This window comes from Streptomyces sp. WAC 06738 (assembly GCF_003945505.1).
In the GTDB taxonomy this organism is placed as follows: Bacteria; Actinomycetota; Actinomycetes; order Streptomycetales; family Streptomycetaceae; genus Streptomyces.
This window is the reverse complement of sequence record NZ_CP029618.1, coordinates 2,219,704-2,237,018: the sequence shown is the minus strand read 5'-3', so window position 1 is coordinate 2,237,018 and position 17,315 is coordinate 2,219,704. Positions and strand designations below refer to the sequence as shown.

Sequence of the window (17,315 nt, the reverse complement as noted above, 5' to 3'; positions counted from 1 at the left end):
AGTGAGATTACGACAAGCGCCGCGCCAGTTCGTCGCGTTGGGCCCGTACGAAGTCCGCCCCGACCGCCGCCCCGTGCCCCGGCACGTACACCGCCCCGGAACCGCCCAGCTCCAGCAGCCGGTCCAGCGCCGCCGGCCAGCGGGCCGGGTCCGCGTCCCGGCCCGCCTGCGGGGGTCCTGACTCCTCGACCAGGTCGCCGCAGAAGACGACGGCCGGGCGGCCCGGGACGCAGACCGCCATGTCGTGCGACGAGTGCGCCGCGCCGAGCTCGGCCAGGAGCACCTCCCGGCCGCCCCCCAGGTCCAGCCGGTACGTGCCGGAGACCGCGTGCCGCGGGGCGACCAGGACGTCGACGGCCTCCGCCGCCGCGTCGCGGTCCAGCCCGTGGCGTACGGCGTCCGCGCGCAGCTCGTCCGCGCCGGGGCCGCGCAGGTGCGCGGCCATGCCCGCCGGGCCGTAGACCTCGGCGCCGGCGAAGGCCGCGGTGCCGAGCACGTGGTCGAAGTGCGGATGGGTGAGCGCGATCCGGGTCACGGGGCGACCGAAGCGCTCCCGTACGGCCCGCCGCAGCTCCGCGCCCTCCCGCAGCGAGGCGCCCGTGTCCACGAGCAGCACGCCTTCCGCTCCGCCCACCGCACCCGCCGTCGCGTCCCAGCGGGGCAGCCGGCGCCGCAGGACGTCCGGGGCGAGCTCTTCCCAACCGCCACCCATGCCCCGACGCTATAACGTGACCGGCCGCCTTGCCCGGGCTGCCCTACCCGGCCGTACACTGGCCCCGAACCCTGGCACTCCCCGCCGTCGAGTGCCAGCGGCGGAACGACCGGACGGACCCCGAGTGCGGAGGTGGGCAGCATGCTCAGCGAGCGTCGGCTCGAAGTGCTGCGCGCCATCGTCCAGGACTACGTGGGCACGGAGGAGCCGGTCGGCTCCAAGGCGCTCACCGAGCGGCATCACCTGGGTGTCTCCCCGGCCACGGTGCGTAACGACATGGCCGCCCTGGAGGACGAGGGGTACATCGCCCAGCCGCACACCAGCGCCGGCCGCATCCCCACCGACAAGGGCTACCGGCTCTTCGTCGACAAGCTCGCCGACGTCAAGCCGCTGAGCGCGGCCGAGCGGCGGGCGATCCAGAACTTCCTCTCCGGCGCCGTCGACCTCGACGACGTCGTGGGGCGCACGGTGCGGCTGCTGGCGCAGTTGACGCGGCAGGTGGCGGTGGTGCAGTACCCGTCGCTGACCCGTTCGACCGTGCGCCACGTCGAGCTGCTCCAACTCGCCCCGGCGCGCGTGATGCTCGTGCTCATCACCGACACCGGCCGGGTCGAGCAGCGCGTGATCGACTGCCCGGCGCCGTTCAGCGAGGACTCCCTCGCCGACCTGCGCGCCCGGCTCAACAGCCGCGTCGTCGGCCGCCGGTTCTCCGATGTGCCGCGGCTGGTGGCAGACCTGGCCGACCCCTTCCCCGCGGACGACCGGGGCACGGTGCAGACCGTGCTGTCGGTGCTGCTGGAGACGCTGGTGGAGGAGACGGAGGAGCGGCTGATGATCGGCGGCACCGCCAACCTCACCCGGTTCGACCACGACTTCCCGCTCACCATCCGGCCGGTGCTGGAGGCGCTGGAGGAGCAGGTGGTGCTCCTGCGGCTGCTCGGTGAGGCGAAGGAACCGGGCGTGATGGTGCGTATCGGCCATGAAAACGACCACGAGGGGCTCACCTCCACCTCGGTCGTCTCCGTCGGATACGGTTCAGGCGGCGACACCGGTGAAGCCGTCGCCAAGCTCGGCGTGGTCGGACCTACCCGCATGGACTACCCCGGAACGATGGGAGCGGTACGCGCAGTGGCACGGTACGTCGGACAGATCCTGGCGGAGTCATAAGTGGCCACGGACTACTACGCGGTCCTCGGCGTCGGACGTGACGCGTCGCAGGAAGAGATCAAGAAGGCGTTCCGCAGACTCGCCCGCGAGCTGCATCCGGACGTGAACCCGGATCCGAAGACCCAGGAGCGGTTCAAGGAGATCAACGCCGCCTACGAGGTGCTGTCGGACCCGCAGAAGAAGCAGATCTACGATCTCGGCGGCGACCCCCTGTCGCAGAACGGCGCCGCGGCCGGCGGCTTCGGCGCCGGCGGCTTCGGCAACCTCTCCGACATCATGGACGCCTTCTTCGGCCAGGCGGGGCAGCGCGGGCCGCGCTCGCGCACCCGCCGCGGCCAGGACGCCATGATCCGGCTCGAAATCGAGCTGGAGGAGGCGGCGTTCGGCGCCACCAAGGAGATCCAGGTCGACACCGCGGTGGTCTGCGGCACCTGCAACGGCGAGGGCGCGGCGCCCGGCACGTCGGCGCAGACGTGCGACATGTGCCGCGGCCGCGGCGAGGTCTCGCAGGTCACCCGGTCCTTCCTCGGCCAGGTCATGACCTCCAGGCCCTGCCCCCAGTGCCAGGGCTTCGGCACGGTCGTGCCCACGCCGTGCCCCGAGTGCGCGGGCGACGGCCGGGTGCGCTCGCGGCGCACGCTCACGGTCAAGATCCCCGCGGGCGTCGACACCGGCACCCGCATCCAGCACGCGGGCGAGGGCGAGGTCGGCCCGGGCGGCGGCCCCGCGGGCGACCTGTACGTGGAGATCCGCGAGCTGCCGCACCCGATCTTCCAGCGCCGCGGCGACGACCTGCACTGCACGGTGACGATCCCGATGACGGCGGCCTCTCTGGGCACGAAGGTCAATCTGGAGACGCTCGACGGTCTTGAGGAGGTCGACATCCGTCCCGGTACGCAATCGGGGCAGTCGATTCCGCTGCACCAGCGCGGTGTGACGCATCTGCGCGGCGGCGGCCGGGGCGACCTGGTCGTGCACGTGGAGGTCGAGACGCCGCAGAAGCTGGACCCGGAGCAGGAGCGGCTCCTTCGCCAACTCGCCCAGTTGCGCGGCGAGGAGCGGCCGCAGGGCCAGTTCAAACCGGGCCAGCAGGGGCTGTTCTCGCGGCTGAAGGACGCCTGGAGCGGTCGCTAGGCCCCGCCAGGGGACCTCGCCGGGCCGCCTCCGTGCGGCCCGTGCGACGGGTGTTGCGGGTGGGACGTCAGCCGTCCCCAGGTGCGCGAAGACGCGCGGATTCCACGATCCGGCGCGGGCCGCCGGCGTCCGACCTGCATGACAGGATTGAGCCATGCCCACCGAGCTGAACGATCTCTTCACCTTCCCGATCGTGCAGGCGCCCATGGCCGGTGGCGCATCCTGCCCGCAGCTCGCCGCCGGGGTGCTGGAGGGCGGCGGCCTGGCGTTCCTAGCCGCCGGCTACAAGACGCCCGAGGCCATGTACGAGGAGATCCGGCAGCTCCGGGCCGTCACCGACCGGCCCTTCGGCGTCAACCTGTTCATGCCCCAGCCCCCCTCGCCGCCCGACCCGGCCCAGATCGAGGCGTACGCGGAGCAGTTGGCCGGCGAGGTCGAGTGGTACGACACGGCGCTGGGGGACGCCGAGGCCGGCACGGACGACGCCTTCGACGCCAAGGTGGCGATACTCCTGGACGAGCCGGTGGCGCTGGTGTCGTTCACCTTCGGCTGCCCCGAGGCGGCCGTGCTCGACGCCTTCGCCCGCGCCGGGACGTACACCGTCGTCACCGTCACCAACGTCGTCGAGGCGCGCCGCGCGCAGGCCGCCGGGGCCGGCGCCGTGTGCGTGCAGGGCGTCGAGGCCGGCGGCCACCAGGGCGGCTTCCGCAACGACCCGCGGGACGACGACGTGGGCCGCGGGCTGCTCACGCTCCTCGCCGAGGTGCTGGAGGCCGTCGACGTGCCCGTGATCGCCGCCGGCGGGCTGATGCGCGGCGGGCAGATCGCCGCGGTGCTCTCCGCGGGCGCCGCCGCCGCGCAGCTCGGCACCGCGTTCCTGGTCTGCCCCGAGTCCGGCGCCAACGCGCTGCACAAGCGGGCCGTCACCGGCGGCGTGTTCACGCGTACGGAGCTGACCCGCGCCTTCTCCGGCCGCCCCGCGCGCGGGCTGGTCAACCGGTTCGTACGCGAGCACGGCCCGTACGCCCCAGCCGCCTACCCCCAGGTCCACCACCTGACCTCCCCGCTGCGCGCCGCCGCCGCCCGCGTCGGCGACCCGCAGGGCATGGCGCTCTGGGCGGGCCAGGGCTACCGGCTGGCGCGGGAACTGCCCGCCGCGGAGCTGGTCGAGGTGCTGGCCCGGGAGCTGGCCGACGCGCTCAGCGGCACGACGAAGCCGGCCGGCGACGCCTCGGGCGGCCTGCTGTGACCGCCCCGGTGTTCGTCGCCGAGCCCGCCGTGCTGGACGCCGCCCGCCCCGGCGCGGTGCTGGCGCTGACCGGCCCCGAGGGGCGGCACGCGGTGTCCGTACGGCGGCTGCGGGCCGGCGAGGACGTCGTGCTCACCGACGGCGCGGGGCGCGGCGCGTACGGCACCGTGGCCGGCGCGGAGGGCCGCGACCGGCTGCTGGTGACCTGCGCCGAGGTGCGCGAGGAGCCGGCGCCGCGCCCGCGGCTGACCGTCGTGCAGGCGCTGCCGAAGGGCGACCGCGGCGAGCTGGCCGTCGAGACCATGACCGAGACCGGCGTGGACGCGGTGGTGCCGTGGGCGGCGGCCCGCTGCGTGACCCAGTGGCGCGCGGAGCGCGGGCAGAAGTCCCTGGCCAAGTGGCGCGCCACCGCCCGCGAGGCGGGCAAGCAGGCCCGCCGGCTGCGCTTCCCCGAGGTCGCCGGGCTGCACTCGACGAAGGAGCTGCTGCCGCTGCTCGCGGACGCGGCGTTCACGGCCGTGCTGCACGAGGAGGGCGCCGCGCCGCTGGCCGCCGCCGCGCTGCCGGCGGAGGGCGAGATCGTGCTGGTGGTCGGCCCGGAGGGCGGGGTCGCGCCGGAGGAGCTGGCCGCGTTCGAGGGCGCGGGCGCGGGGGCGTACCGGCTGGGCCCGAGCGTGCTGCGCACCTCCACGGCGGGGACGGCGGCGGGCGCGGTGGTGCTCGCCGCGACCGGGCGGTGGTCCTGAGCGAGCGGAGCGAGACGTTCCGTACGCCCGGATCTTCACCCTCCGCGCGCGGGAAACAGGGGGTTTTCCCAAGGTGTTCACAATTAAGTCCCGATTCGTTCCATCCCCGGACGGGGCGGGTACAGGACGAAGGTCACACCGCACCGCAAAGCGGTGGTGAGTACCGCTTCCGCATGATGGGATGATCGACGTGACTCAGCCTGCTTACCTGCGATTCCCGCACCTGCACGGCGACTTGATCACCTTCACGGCGGAGGACGACGTCTGGGCCGCGCCCCTCGACGGCGGCCGGGCCTGGCGGGTGAGCGCCGACAACATGCCGGTGGACCATCCACGCATAGCCCCCGACGGCACCCGCGTCGCCTGGACCTCCACCCGCGACGGCGCCCCCGAGGTCCTCACCGCACCCGTCGACGGCGGCGCGCCCGTCCGCCTGACGTACTGGGGCAGCGGCAAGACCTCCGTACGCGGCTGGACGCCCGACGGCGACGTGCTGGCGCTCACCACCCACGGCCAGTACTCGCTGCGCCGCACCTGGGCGCGCGCCGTGCCGCCCGACGGCGGCCCCGCGCATACGCTGCCGTTCGGCCCCGTCGGCAACGTCGCGTACGGGCCCGAGGGCCGCGTCGCGCTGCTCACCGCGGGCATGGGCCGGGAGGCGGCGTACTGGAAGCGCTACCGCGGCGGCACCGCGGGCCGGCTCTGGCTGCGCACCGCCGCCGACGCGGAGTTCACCCGCCCCGCCGAGCTGGACGCCGTCCTCGGCAACGCCGAGTACCCGCTGTGGGCCGGCGGGCGGCTCGCGTTCCTCTCCGACCACGAGGGCACCGGCGCGCTGTACTCCGCCGACACCGACGCCCCCGACGCGTACGCCGCGCTGCGCCGCCACACCCCCCTCGGCGGCTTCTACGCCCGCCACGCCGCCACCGACGGCACCCGCGTCGTCTACGCCAGCGCCGGCGAACTCTGGCTCCTCGACGGACTCGACGAGGGCACCGAGCCCCGCCGCCTCGACATCCGCCTCGGCGGCCAGCGCACCGACCTGCGCCCCCGCCCGCTCCGCGCCCGCCACAACCTCGGCACGGCCCGTCCCGACCACACCGGCCGCGGCAGCGCCGTCGAGATCCGCGGCACCCTGCACTGGGTGACCCACCGCGAGGGCCCCGCCCGCGCGCTGGCCGCGGAGCCCGGCGTACGGGCCAGGATGCCGCGGGTCTTCCGCGCCGAGGGCGCCGAGCACGTCGTGTTCGTCACCGACGCCGAGGGCGAGGACGCGCTGGAGTTCACCCCCGCCGCCGGCCGCGACGCCGGCGCCACGCCCCGCCGCGTCGCCGCCGGGCGCCTCGGCCGGGTCACCGGGCTGGCCGTCGCGCCGGACGGCAGCCGCGTCGCCGTCGCCTCGCACGACGGCCGGGTGCTCCTCGTCGAGCGCGCCTCCGGCGACGTACGCGAGGTCGACACCAGCGCGTACGGCGACGCCGGCGGGCTGGTCTTCTCGCCCGACTCCGCCTGGCTGGCCTGGTCCCACCCCGGCCCCGGCGAGCTGCGGCAGTTGCGCCTCGCGACCACCGACGGCCTCGCCGTCGCCGAGGCCACGCCGCTGCGCTTCCGCGACTACTCCCCGGCGTTCACCGCGGACGGCAAGCACCTGGCGTTCCTCTCCGAGCGGGCCTTCGACCCGGTCTACGACAGCCACGTCTTCGACCTGTCGTTCCCGTACGCCTGCCGCCCCCACCTGATCACGCTGGCCGCCGAGACGCCCTCGCCGTTCGGCCCGCAGCGCCACGGCCGGCCCCCCGAGCGCGGCACCTCCGACGACGGCGACGACGCCGGCTCGCCTTCCGGCGACACCCCGCCGGTCACCCGCATCGACCTCGACGGCCTCGCCGACCGCATCCTGCCCTTCCCCGTCGAGGCCGCCCGCTACTCGACCCTGCGCGCCGCGGAGGGCGGCCTGCTGTGGCTCGTCCACCCGCTGCGCGGCGTCCTCGGCACCGACGCCGCGGGCCCCGAGGACGACGGGCCCACCAGCCGGCTGGAGCGGTACGACCTCGGCAAGCAGCGCGTCGAGGAACTCGCCGACGACGCCGAGGGCTTCACCGTCACCGGCGACGGCACCCGGATCCTGCTGCGCACCGACGGCAAGCTGAAGGTCGTCCCCGCCGACCGCAAGGCCAGCCACGTCGACGACGGCGACGGGGACAACGTCACCGTCGACCTCACCCGCGTACGGCAGTCGCTCGACCCGGCCGCCGAGTGGCGGCAGATGTACGCCGAGGCCGGCCGGCTGATGCGGGACCACTTCTGGCGCGCCGACCTCGGCGGCGTCGACTGGGACGGCGTGCTGGAGCGCTACCGGCCGCTGCTGGAGCGCGTCGCCACCCACGACGACCTGGTCGACCTGCTCTGGGAGGTGCAGGGCGAGCTGGGCACGTCCCACGCGTACGTCATCCCCCCGGGCGGCGGCGCGCCCGCGGGCGCCCCGGAGCGGCGGCAGGGCCTCCTCGGCGCCGACCTCACCCGCGGGGACGACGGCACGTGGCGCGTCGAGCGGATCCTGCCGTCCGAGACCTCCGACCCGCACGCCCGCTCCCCGCTGGCCGCGCCCGGCGCCGCGGTCCGCCCCGGCGACGCGATCGTCGCCGTCGACGGCCGGCCCGTCGACCCGCTGGCCGGGCCCGCGCCGCTGCTGGTGGGCGCCGCGGGCAAGCCCGTCGAGCTGAGCGTGCTGCCCGCCGACGGCGGCGACGTGCGCTACGCGGTGATCGTCCCCACCGCCGACGAGGAACCGCTGCGCTACCACGCATGGGTCGCCGGCCGGCGCGCGTACGTGCACGAAGCCTCCGGCGGCCGCCTCGGCTACCTCCACGTACCCGACATGCAGGGCCCCGGCTGGGCGCAGCTCCACCGCGACCTGCGCGTCGAAGTCGCCCGCGAGGGGCTGGTGGTCGACGTCCGCGACAACCGCGGCGGGCACACTTCGCAGCTCGTCGTGGAGAAGCTGGCGCGGCGCGTCGTCGGCTGGGACGCGGGCCGCGGGCTCCGGCCCGTCAGCTATCCGATGGACGCACCGCGCGGTCCCGTGGTCGCGGTGGCCAACGAGTTCTCCGGCTCGGACGGCGACATCGTCAGCGCCGCGATCCGGGCGCTGGGCATCGGGCCGCTCGTCGGGCGGCGCACCTGGGGCGGGGTCGTCGGCATCGACAGCCGCTACCGGCTGGTCGACGGCACGCTGGTGACGCAGCCGAAGTACGCCATCTGGCTGGAAGGGCCGGGCTGGGGCGTGGAGAACCACGGCGTGGAGCCGGACGTGGACGTGCAGCTCACGCCGGAGGACTGGGCGCAGGGGCGCGACCCGCAGTTGGAGACGGCGGTGCGGCTGGCGCTGGAGGAACTGGAGCGCAGCCCGGCGGCGGTGCCGCCGGAGGTGCCGGGCGCGGTACGGGACACGCCGGAGGCGGCGTCCTCCGAGCCGTCGTCTTCCGGGTCCCCGGCGGGGGAGTAGCGGCAGGGCACCGGGTACGGGCCGCGGGGTACCATGCGGCCCGTACCGCCCGACTCGTACGAAGGAGGCCGGGAACATGGCCGGGGAGCCGCAGGCAGACTGCCTGTTCTGCAAGATCACCGCGGGCGAGGTGCCCGCGACCGTCGTCCGCGAGACCCCGACGACGATCGCCTTCCGCGACATCAACCCGCAGGCGCCCACGCACGTCCTCGTCATCCCCAAGGCCCACTACCCGGACGCCGCCGCCCTCGCCGCCGCGGAGCCGCAGCTCCTCGCGGACGTGCTGCGCGAGACGGCCGAGGTGGCCGTCGAGGAGAAGATCGACGCCACCGGCTACCGCGTCGTGTTCAACACCGGCGCGGGCGCCGGCCAGACCGTCTTCCACGCGCACGCCCACGTGCTCGGCGGCCGCGGTCTGAACTGGCCGCCCGGGTAGCGCGGGCCGCCCGCACGTGGCCGCCCGCGAACTCGTCGTCCTCGGCACCGCCAGCCAGGTCCCCACCCGCCAGCGCAACCACAACGGCTACGTGCTGCGCTGGGACGGCGACGCGATCCTCTTCGACCCCGGCGAGGGCACCCAGCGCCAGATGCTGCGCGCCGGCGTGGCCGCGTACGGGCTCACCCGCATCTGCGTCACCCACTTCCACGGCGACCACTGCCTCGGCCTGCCCGGCGTCATCCAGCGCATCAACCTGGACCATGTCCCGCACCCCGTGACCGTCCACTTCCCGGCCAGCGGGGAGCACTTCTTCGAACGGCTGCGGTACGCCAGCGTGTACCGGGAGAGCGCGCGGATCAAGGCGGGGCCCGTCGAAGGCGACGGCGTGATCGCCACCACGCCCGCGTACAGCCTTCAGGCCCGCCGGCTGCACCACCCCGTGGACGCGTACGGCTACCGCCTCGTCGAGCCCGACGGCCGACGGATGCTCCCCGGCCTCCTCGCGCGCGCGGGCATCGCCGGTCCCGACATCTCGCGCCTCCAGCGCGAGGGCGAGCTGCGCGGCGTGCGGCTGGAGGAGGTCTCGGCGCCGCGCCGGGGACAGCGGTTCGCGTTCATCATGGACACCGGGCTGTGCGAGGGGGTGTACGCGCTCGCGGAGGAGGCGGACCTGCTGGTCATCGAGTCGACGTTCCTGGGCGCGGAGACCGAGCTGGCCATCGAGTACGGGCATCTGACGGCGGCCCAGGCGGCGGGGGTGGCGATCGCGACGGGCGTACGGCACCTGGTGCTGACGCACTTCTCGCAGCGCTATCCGGACCCCGAGGACTTCGCGCGGGAGGCGCGCGAGGCGGGGTACGAGGGGCCGCTGACGGTGGCGACGGACCTGGGCAGGGTGGCGGTGCCGGCGCGGCGCTGAGGGCGGCGGGGCCGGGCGCGGAGGGCCGTTGTCAGTGGGCTGAGGCAGACTGAAAACAGTCGGACAAGTGTTCCGTTCTCGGCGCGGAGGCCCGGTGGGGAAGGAGGCGCTCACGTGACCACCCATCCGTCCGCTTCAGCCTCTGCGGCCGATTCCGCTGTCACGGGCGGTTCAGCGGTGGCGGGCGTGGACCCGCTCAAGCACGTGCGCGGCCCCGGCGACCCGGCCGTCGACGTCTACCTGACGGGGACCGTCTTCCTGGACATCGTCTTCACCGGCCTGGACAGCGCCCCCGTCCGCGGCACCGAGTCCTGGGCCCGCGGCATGGGATCCAGCCCCGGCGGGGTGGCGAACATGGCCACGGCCCTGGCCCGCCTCGGCCTGCGGACGTCGCTGTCGGCCGCCTTCGGCGACGACGTCTACGGCGACCACTGCCAGGAGGCCCTGGCGGGCGAGGGCATCGACGTGTCCCTCTCCCGCACCTGCCGCGGCTGGCACTCGCCGGTCACCGTCTCCATGGCGTACGACGGCGAGCGCACCATGGTCTCCCACGGCCACGAGGCGCCGCCGCCCGACGAGCCCCCGCGCTGCCCCCCGCCGAGCCGCGCCTGCGTCGCGTCCCTCGACCCCGGCCGCCGCCAGCCGTGGATTGAGCAGGCCGCGCTGCACGGCAGCCGCGTCTTCGCCGACGTCGGCTGGGACGACACCGGGCGCTGGGACCTGGCGGAGATACCGGAGCTGGCGCACTGCGAGGCGTTCCTGCCGAACGCGGCGGAGGCCATGCGCTACACCGGCACCGCCTCGCCGCGCGCGGCGGCCCACGCGCTCGCGGAGCACGTGCCGCTGGTGGTCGTCACGATGGGCGCCGACGGGGCGTACGCGGTCGACGGGCGTACGGGCGAAAGCGCCGAGGTGCCGGCGATATCGGTGGCGGCCCTGGACACCACCGGCGCCGGGGACGTCTTCGTCGCCGGCTTCGTCACCACGTCGCTCGCGGGCTACCCGCTGCCCGACCGGCTGGCGCTCGCGGGACTGACGGCGGCGCTGTCGGTCCAGGAGTTCGGCGGCTCCCAGTCGGCCCCCGGCTGGACGGAAGTGGCGGCCTGGTGGGAGCAGATACGCACGGTCGAGGAGCAGGACCCGCAGGCCCTCGCCCGCTACGCGTTCCTGGACGGCATCACGCCGTGCGCCCCCCGGCACTGGCCGCTGCGCCGCGCGGTCCCGACGATCGGCTTCCGCCCGGAGCCGCAGGGCGGGTAGCGGACGGAGGCCGTACGGAGCCGCACGGCCGGCGCTGCGCGCGGCCACCGACGCCGTACGGCGGGCCCTCAGGCCCGGACCGTGTCGCGCAGTTCGCCGTCCGGGGCGGCCAGCAGGACCGGGGTGCCCGGGCCGCCGAGGTCGCGTACCGCGGCGAGGTCCGCCTCCGCGGGGCCCGCCGCCTCGGTGACGACCGCCGCCGCCTCCAGCGACGTGGCGCCGCTGGCGACGGCCATCGCCACCGCGGTCTGCAGCGCGGTCAGCCGCAGCGAGTCCAGCGCCACGGTGCCCGCGACGTAGGTGCGGCCGGTCTCGTCCCGCACGGCCGCACCCTCCGGCACGGCGTTGCGCGCACGCGTGCTCCGGGCCAGCGTGACGATCTTGCGGTCTTCCGGATCCAGCGAGCTGCTCTCGTTCATACCGGCGAGCATACGAACCCCGTAGGGCGGCCGCTCCACGGGCCGCCTCCACCGCCTGCGTTGTCGTAGGCGGCTGCCAGGGTGACGGCATGGACAACACGTACCGGATTCACGTCGTACACGCGGATGCCCCGGCAGGCCCGGTGCGCCTGCGCGTGCTGCTCGTGCACCACGAGCCGTGGTGGGACCAGACCATGCTGCTGCCGTCCGACCCGGGGTTCTTTCTGCAGGTGCTGCGGGAAGCGGCTGACGGCGACGCCGGCCGGCCCCGGGGGCCGTTGGCCGGGGAGGTGGGTGAGGCGCAGTTGCTGGACGCCGCGTTCGTCCGCGCCAACGCGCACCGGTTCGTCGCGGACGTCGAGCGCGTAGCCGTGCGCCATCATCCCGTCGACGACGCGCTGGCCGAGTTCTACCGCAACGCCTACGACACTCTTGATCACCTGTACTACGCGGGGACGTTCAACGGCCGCTACCGCCCCGGCGAGCACGGCGCGCTGGAGGAACGCCTCGTCCAGGCGGAGTACGACGTCCGGCCCACCGACTCGCGCTGGACGCAGACGCTCCGGGCCGGCCAGTGCTGGGGCACCCGCGCATGGGGGCCGATCACGCAGGCCGAGGCATCGGTGCGGCTCGGGTGGATGCTGTGGGACGACGACCCCGAGGGGGCCGCCGCCGCGTTCCGCCACGCCATCGAACTCGAACACGGCGACCCGTACGCCAAAGTGGAGGCGCGTCTGCACCTCGACGCCCTGCTCACCGGGCAGGACCAGTACGCCGTACAGGACCAGGGTCCGGAAGCACCCCTGGAACTGGCCCTCCGGCTCCACTCGGAGGGGCACGAGGCGGAAGCGCGGGCAGCCTACGCGCAGGCGGTCTCCCGGGGCGACTGTTCCGTGGGCGGCGTTTTCCTGGGCGGCGCTTCGGTGATCGCCGAAGCACGCCGGCGGGCGGGTATGGAGAGCCCGGCCGAGTACGGGCACCGCCTCGCACAGGCAGGTGACCTGTCGCGGGCGGCGGCGGAGCTGCGCAGGATCTACGACGACGGTTCCGCACGGGTGGCCGCCTTCGCGCTGGCCCTCTGCGAAGGGGCATTCGACCGGGCCGACGAGATCTCGGGGGGAAGCCTCGAAGGAGACCTGGCGGGAACGTGGATGGGCCAGTTCGCGATGGACCTGGCCTTCGTGCACGCTCGCGCCGGCCATACCGACACGGCCCGCCGGCTGGCGGACCTGGCCGATGAAGGGCTCAACAGTGGGCCGTTCCTGCACGCGTTGGCCAGCGGTTCGGCCCGCCCGGCGGAGCTGGCCGTGGAGATGGGGACCGCCCTGGTCGACAAGATCGTCAACCCGGCGTGGGACGACGGCATCGAGGCGATCGTCGACGTGGCACGCGTACACCTCCCCGAGCTGGCGGTGTACGCCTGTCGTGCCCAGGCCGCTTGCGAGTCCGCGTACGGGCAGGAGGAGAACGCCGCCCGCTGGCGGACGCGGCTGGCGCGCCTGGAAGCCGCCGGCCCCCTCCACTGAGCGCACACCACCGGCCGTGCCGGACGCCAGGGCCGTGCCGGGTGTCGCGGAGGCGCACGTGAGGAGGTGGCCCGGGGGAGGGGGCTACGCCTCCTCGTCCTGTTCCACCGGCGTCTCCCGCACCGGCTCCACCAGGACCGTCACGATCTTGTTCCGCCGCCCCGCCGGCGACTCCGCCGTCAGCCGCAGCGCCCGCAGCCCCGGGTCGGACCCGTCGTGGGTCACGTCGACCTCCGCCGTCGCGCCCGCGATCGGCACCCGCCCCAACTGCTTGGCCAGCAGCCCGCCGACGGTCTCCACGTCCTCGTCGTCCAGCTCCAGGTCGTACAGCTCGCCCAGGTCGCCGATGTCGAGGCGGGCCGTGACCCGGAAGCGGCCCTCGCCCAGCTCCGTCGCCGGCGGCAGCTCCCGGTCGTACTCGTCGGTGATCTCGCCGACGATCTCCTCCAGGATGTCCTCGATCGTCACGATGCCCGCCGTCGACCCGTACTCGTCGATGACGACCGCCACGTGGATCCGCTGCTGCTGCATCTCCCGCAGCATGTCCGCGGCCTTCTTCGTGTCCGGCACGAACGCCGCCGGCCGCATCGCCGTCGACACCAGCTCCGACTCGGCCTCCCGGCTGATGTGCACCTTGCGCGCCAGATCCTTCAGATACACCACGCCGACGACGTCGTCCTCGCTCTCACCCGTCACCGGGATCCGCGAGAAACCGGAGCGCAGCGCCAGCGTCAGCGCCTGCCGGAGCGTCTTGTACCGCTCGATGGTCACCACGTCCGTCCGCGGCACCATCACCTCGCGCACCAGGGTGTCGCCGAGCTCGAAGACCGAATGGACCATGCGCCGCTCGTCGTCCTCGATCAGCGACTCCTTCTCCGCCAGGTCCACCATCGCGCGCAGCTCCGCCTCCGAGGCGAACGGCCCCTGGCGGAAGCCCTTGCCCGGCGTCAGCGCGTTGCCCAGCAGGATCAGCAGCCGCGGCACCGGGCCCATGACCCGGGCCAGCGGCAGCAGCACGTACGCGGAGGCCGTCGCCGTCGCCACCGGGTGCTGGCGCCCGATGGTGCGCGGCGAGACGCCGATCGCGACGTACGAGACGAGGACCATCGCGGCGATCGCGACCGTCAACGCCTCCCAGGTGCGGTCGAAATGGCGCAGCGAGGCGTACGTGACGAGCGCACCCGCGGCCATCTCGCAGCCGACCCGCACCAGCAGCGCCACGTTCAGATAGCGCACCGGGTCCGACGTCACCGCCAGCAGCTTCGCGGAGCCGCGCCGCCCGGCCCGTACCGCGTCCTCGGCGGCGATCCGCGTCGTCCGCGCCAGCGCCGTCTCGGCGCACGACGCCAGCCAGCCGACCCCCACGAGCAGGACCGCCGCGGCGATCAGCCGGGCGGTCATCGCTCGGTGGGCGCCGGCGAAGGACCGGTCACGCCGCGCTCGGCGCGCCAGCCGTCGACGATCGCCTTCTGCAGACCGAACATCTCGGCCTTCTCCGCGGGCTCCTCGTGCTCGTAGCCGAGGAGGTGCAGCACCCCGTGCACCGTGAGCAACTGCAGCTCCTCGTCCATGGAGTGCCCGGTCGGCGCCGCGGCGCCCTGCCGGCGGGCGACCTCGGGACAGAGCACGATGTCACCGAGGAGCCCCTGCACGGGCTCCTCGTCGTCCTTGGCGGGCGGACGCAGCTCGTCCATGGGGAAGGACATCACGTCCGTCGGCCCCGGCTCGTCCATCCACTGCACGTGCAACTGCTCCATCGCGGCGGGGTCGACGAGGATCACCGACAGCTCGGAGAGCGGATGGATCCGCATCCGCGCCAGCGCGTACCGGGCGACCCCGAGCACGGCCTCCTCGTCGGCCTCGACCCCGGATTCGTTGTTGACCTCGACGGACACGGGTCTAGGCCCTGCCGTTCCTGTCGTCGCGGCTCCTGACGTCGAACTTGTCGTACGCCTCGACGATCCGGCTCACCAGCTTGTGCCGCACGACGTCCTTGCTGGTCAGCGTGGAGAAGTGCACGTCCTGCACCCCGTCCAGGATCCCCTGCACCTGCCGCAGCCCGCTCTTCGTCCCACCCGGCAGGTCGACCTGCGTGACGTCACCGGTGACGACGATCTTGGAGTTGAACCCGAGCCGGGTGAGGAACATCTTCATCTGCTCGGGATTCGTGTTCTGCGCCTCGTCGAGGATGATGAACGCGTCGTTCAGCGTGTTGTGCGTGAGCAGGTAATCCTGCGTGACGTACAGCGAGTCCTCCGCCGCCACCTGGATGCACACGGTCTCCTCGCGGCCCGCCGGCTCGATGCTGTCGATGAACCGCATGGGACGGCCGCCGCCTCCGGCGGCGTGGTACTTCTCGCGCTTGCGCGCGAGCCGGAAGGGCTCGATGCCTTCGGGGAGTCGGATGTCGACGATGTGCGCGTCGCGACGGTGGTACACCTCGCGACCCCGTGCCCGCCCGGGCTTCCGGCCTTGGGCCGCCCGGCGACGGGTGTAGGCGACGCCCCCCAGGGACTGCACGAGGGAGATGACGTCGTCACGGAGCAGAATCGACGCGGTCGTGTACTGAATGCGGCAGGTCCGGTCGGACTGGGTGACCGGTCCGCCATCGCTGTCGAGCAGCCCCTGAAGCAGAGCCAGCCGGACCTCGGGGGTGTTGTAGAGGTAGTCGTCCGGGATGAACTTCGAGACGGAGCGTGAGCCGAGCAGGCCGAGTGTGCGCAGGTCCCTGGTGACAGGATTCGCCAGCGTGATGACGTCGCCCGGAGCGCTCTCGCGGTTGAGGACGTAGTCGATCGGGCCTTTCCGCCGGACCTTGACGCCGGGCAGAGCCAGCTCCAGCGCCGACACCAGCTCCGGATCGGCGGTGGTGAAGCCCGGCGTGGTGGTACCCGTGATGCAGCCGTCACCCAGCAGCAGACCCAGCGCGTACGGGTCCATCGGCACCTCGCGGGCCGGGAACTGCGCCGGTCCGGTCAGCGTCGGGAGCTCGTACCGGCGGGCGTGAGCGGCGCGCAGATTGCCGATCATCTCCCGGGTCTCCAGGACCCGCCAGGGCTTGTTGCGCCGCTTGTCCGCGGCGGTCCTGACCGTCCACAGGTGCTCGCCGCAGCACAGCGTCCACGCGCCGTCCTGCGCGGTGACGCGGTAGATGTCCCGCTCGCCCTGGGGATACACCCCCAGCACGGGGGTCGGCTCGCCATTGGAGCCGATCACCAGGTCGCCGACCTGGAGGTCGCCGATGGGGCGCCAGCCGTCCGGCGTCAGCACATTGGTCCAGACCGGTTGCGCCCTGCCCCTCATGTATGCCAGGGGGGCGACCTCGATCGTGCCCGCGGCCATCAGGCGCGGGATCGAGTCCGGGTCCAGCATGTCGTGCAGTGCGTCGTACAGCGGGCGCAGGTACGGGTCGATCTTCTCGTACAGCGTGCCCGGCAGGAAGCCGAGGCGCTCGCCGGCCTCGACCGCGGGGCGGGTGAGGATGATGCGGTTGACCTGCTTGGACTGCAGGGCCTGGACCGCCTTGGCCATGGCGAGGTACGTCTTGCCGGTGCCCGCGGGGCCGATGCCGAAGACGATGGTGTGCTTGTCGATGGCGTCGACGTAGCGCTTCTGGTTCAGCGTCTTCGGGCGGATCGTCTTGCCGCGGTTGGAGAGGATGTTCTGCGTCAGGACCTCGGAGGGGGCGTGGTGGCCGCCGGCCTCGTCGTCGCGGTCGGATTTGAGCATGGCGATCGTCCGCTCCACCGCGTCCTCCGTCATGGGGGCGCCGGTGCGGAGGACGAGCAGCATCTCGTCGAAGAGGCGCTGCACGAGGGTGACTTCCTCGGATGCGCCGACGGCGCTCACCTCGTTGCCCCGGACGTGGATGTCGGTGCTGGGGAACGCCTTCTCGATGACCCGCAGGAGGGAGTCTCCGGAGCCCAGCACGGTCACCATGGGGTGCTTCGCGGGGATGGTGATGTGGGCGCGGGCCTGTCCCTCTTCGGGGGTGCGGCTTACGGGTGTCTGTGTCATGGGCCGGCCCTCGGGCCTGAATCTCATCCCACTTCTTCGCTCGCGGAACTGTGAGAGGGCCCGCCGGACGGACCACGCCCGGGGTCCCGACGCCTGCTCCACACGCAGGCCCTGACGCCATCGTAACGGGGGGAGGTGCGGCTGTGGCCAGTGAGTTTCGAGGACGGTACGCCAGACGTGTGGGAGAAGTGCGGGTGCCTGCTCACGGGCCACCGCGGTACC

At 73.8% G+C, this 17,315-nt stretch carries 14 protein-coding genes; 9 read left to right on the top strand and 5 right to left on the bottom strand.

Annotated elements, in window-relative coordinates; all coding sequences use genetic code 11:
• Positions 1–7 precede the first annotated feature (7 nt).
• Positions 8–712 (bottom strand): MBL fold metallo-hydrolase, encoded by a 705-nt coding sequence (locus tag DMB38_RS09415; protein WP_125934789.1) that lies wholly within the window; start codon positions 710–712, stop codon positions 8–10.
• Between the two features lie 141 nt (positions 713–853).
• Between DMB38_RS09415 and hrcA the strand changes: the two genes are divergently transcribed.
• The 8 genes from hrcA to DMB38_RS09375 all read left to right on the top strand — a co-directional run bounded on the left by hrcA (position 854) and on the right by DMB38_RS09375 (position 11,131).
• On the top strand, positions 854–1,879 hold the full coding sequence (gene hrcA, locus DMB38_RS09410) for a heat-inducible transcriptional repressor HrcA (protein WP_125934788.1): 1,026 nt from the start codon (positions 854–856) through the stop codon (positions 1,877–1,879).
• Complete coding sequence (gene dnaJ, locus DMB38_RS09405; protein WP_047015746.1) at positions 1,880–3,013, top strand: molecular chaperone DnaJ; 1,134 nt, start codon at positions 1,880–1,882, stop codon at positions 3,011–3,013.
• A 154-nt stretch (positions 3,014–3,167) separates the two neighbouring features.
• The gene (locus DMB38_RS09400; protein WP_047015745.1) at positions 3,168–4,262 is read left to right on the top strand and encodes a nitronate monooxygenase; all 1,095 of its coding nucleotides are present in this window, start codon (positions 3,168–3,170) and stop codon (positions 4,260–4,262) included.
• Positions 4,259–5,008, top strand: coding sequence for a 16S rRNA (uracil(1498)-N(3))-methyltransferase (locus tag DMB38_RS09395; protein ID WP_125934787.1), 750 nt, complete (start codon positions 4,259–4,261; stop codon positions 5,006–5,008). Before DMB38_RS09400 ends, DMB38_RS09395 begins: the two co-directional genes overlap by 4 nt.
• A 190-nt stretch (positions 5,009–5,198) precedes the next feature.
• Positions 5,199–8,513, top strand: a complete 3,315-nt coding sequence (locus DMB38_RS09390; RefSeq protein ID WP_240662087.1) for a S41 family peptidase — start codon at positions 5,199–5,201, stop codon at positions 8,511–8,513.
• 76 nt (positions 8,514–8,589) lie between these two features.
• The gene (locus DMB38_RS09385) at positions 8,590–8,949 is read left to right on the top strand and encodes a histidine triad nucleotide-binding protein (protein WP_047015743.1); all 360 of its coding nucleotides are present in this window, start codon (positions 8,590–8,592) and stop codon (positions 8,947–8,949) included.
• Positions 8,950–8,965: 16 nt separating this feature from the next.
• A complete protein-coding gene (locus tag DMB38_RS09380; RefSeq protein ID WP_125934786.1) occupies positions 8,966–9,871 on the top strand; it encodes a ribonuclease Z in 906 nt (301 codons plus the stop codon).
• A gap of 177 nt (positions 9,872–10,048) precedes the next feature.
• The gene (locus tag DMB38_RS09375) at positions 10,049–11,131 is read left to right on the top strand and encodes a PfkB family carbohydrate kinase (RefSeq protein ID WP_240662085.1); all 1,083 of its coding nucleotides are present in this window, start codon (positions 10,049–10,051) and stop codon (positions 11,129–11,131) included.
• A 68-nt stretch (positions 11,132–11,199) separates the two neighbouring features.
• On the opposite strand, the gene DMB38_RS09370 is transcribed toward DMB38_RS09375, so the two are convergent.
• Positions 11,200–11,550, bottom strand: coding sequence for a cytidine deaminase (locus DMB38_RS09370; protein WP_125934784.1), 351 nt, complete (start codon positions 11,548–11,550; stop codon positions 11,200–11,202).
• Between the two features lie 89 nt (positions 11,551–11,639).
• On the opposite strand from DMB38_RS09370, the gene DMB38_RS09365 reads away from it, so the two are divergent.
• Positions 11,640–13,076 (top strand): hypothetical protein, encoded by a 1,437-nt coding sequence (locus tag DMB38_RS09365; RefSeq protein ID WP_125934783.1) that lies wholly within the window; start codon positions 11,640–11,642, stop codon positions 13,074–13,076.
• Positions 13,077–13,160: 84 nt separating this feature from the next.
• Here DMB38_RS09365 and DMB38_RS09360 read toward each other — a convergent pair whose 3' ends face one another.
• From DMB38_RS09360 to DMB38_RS09350, 3 genes are read right to left on the bottom strand one after another with little or no spacing between them, the layout of a single operon-like run.
• The gene (locus DMB38_RS09360) at positions 13,161–14,477 is read right to left on the bottom strand and encodes a hemolysin family protein (protein ID WP_125934782.1); all 1,317 of its coding nucleotides are present in this window, start codon (positions 14,475–14,477) and stop codon (positions 13,161–13,163) included.
• The gene (gene ybeY, locus DMB38_RS09355) at positions 14,474–14,971 is read right to left on the bottom strand and encodes an rRNA maturation RNase YbeY (protein WP_047015737.1); all 498 of its coding nucleotides are present in this window, start codon (positions 14,969–14,971) and stop codon (positions 14,474–14,476) included. The genes DMB38_RS09360 and ybeY overlap by 4 nt, the downstream gene beginning before the upstream one ends.
• 4 nt (positions 14,972–14,975) lie before the next feature.
• Positions 14,976–17,093, bottom strand: a complete 2,118-nt coding sequence (locus DMB38_RS09350) for a PhoH family protein (protein ID WP_125934781.1) — start codon at positions 17,091–17,093, stop codon at positions 14,976–14,978.
• Positions 17,094–17,315: the final 222 nt, after the last annotated feature.

Bases quoted from the DNA above. Each gene is read 5' to 3' on its own strand.
- DMB38_RS09415 (WP_125934789.1), bottom strand. From the start codon at position 712: ATGGGTGGCGGTTGGGAAGAGCTCGCCCCGGACGTCCTGCGGCGCCGG.
- hrcA (WP_125934788.1), top strand. From the start codon at position 854: ATGCTCAGCGAGCGTCGGCTCGAAGTGCTGCGCGCCATCGTCCAGGAC.
- DMB38_RS09400 (WP_047015745.1), top strand. From the start codon at position 3,168: ATGCCCACCGAGCTGAACGATCTCTTCACCTTCCCGATCGTGCAGGCG.
- DMB38_RS09385 (WP_047015743.1), top strand. From the start codon at position 8,590: ATGGCCGGGGAGCCGCAGGCAGACTGCCTGTTCTGCAAGATCACCGCG.
- DMB38_RS09370 (WP_125934784.1), bottom strand. From the start codon at position 11,550: ATGAACGAGAGCAGCTCGCTGGATCCGGAAGACCGCAAGATCGTCACG.
- DMB38_RS09365 (WP_125934783.1), top strand. From the start codon at position 11,640: ATGGACAACACGTACCGGATTCACGTCGTACACGCGGATGCCCCGGCA.
- DMB38_RS09360 (WP_125934782.1), bottom strand. From the start codon at position 14,477: ATGACCGCCCGGCTGATCGCCGCGGCGGTCCTGCTCGTGGGGGTCGGC.
- DMB38_RS09350 (WP_125934781.1), bottom strand. From the start codon at position 17,093: ATGACACAGACACCCGTAAGCCGCACCCCCGAAGAGGGACAGGCCCGC.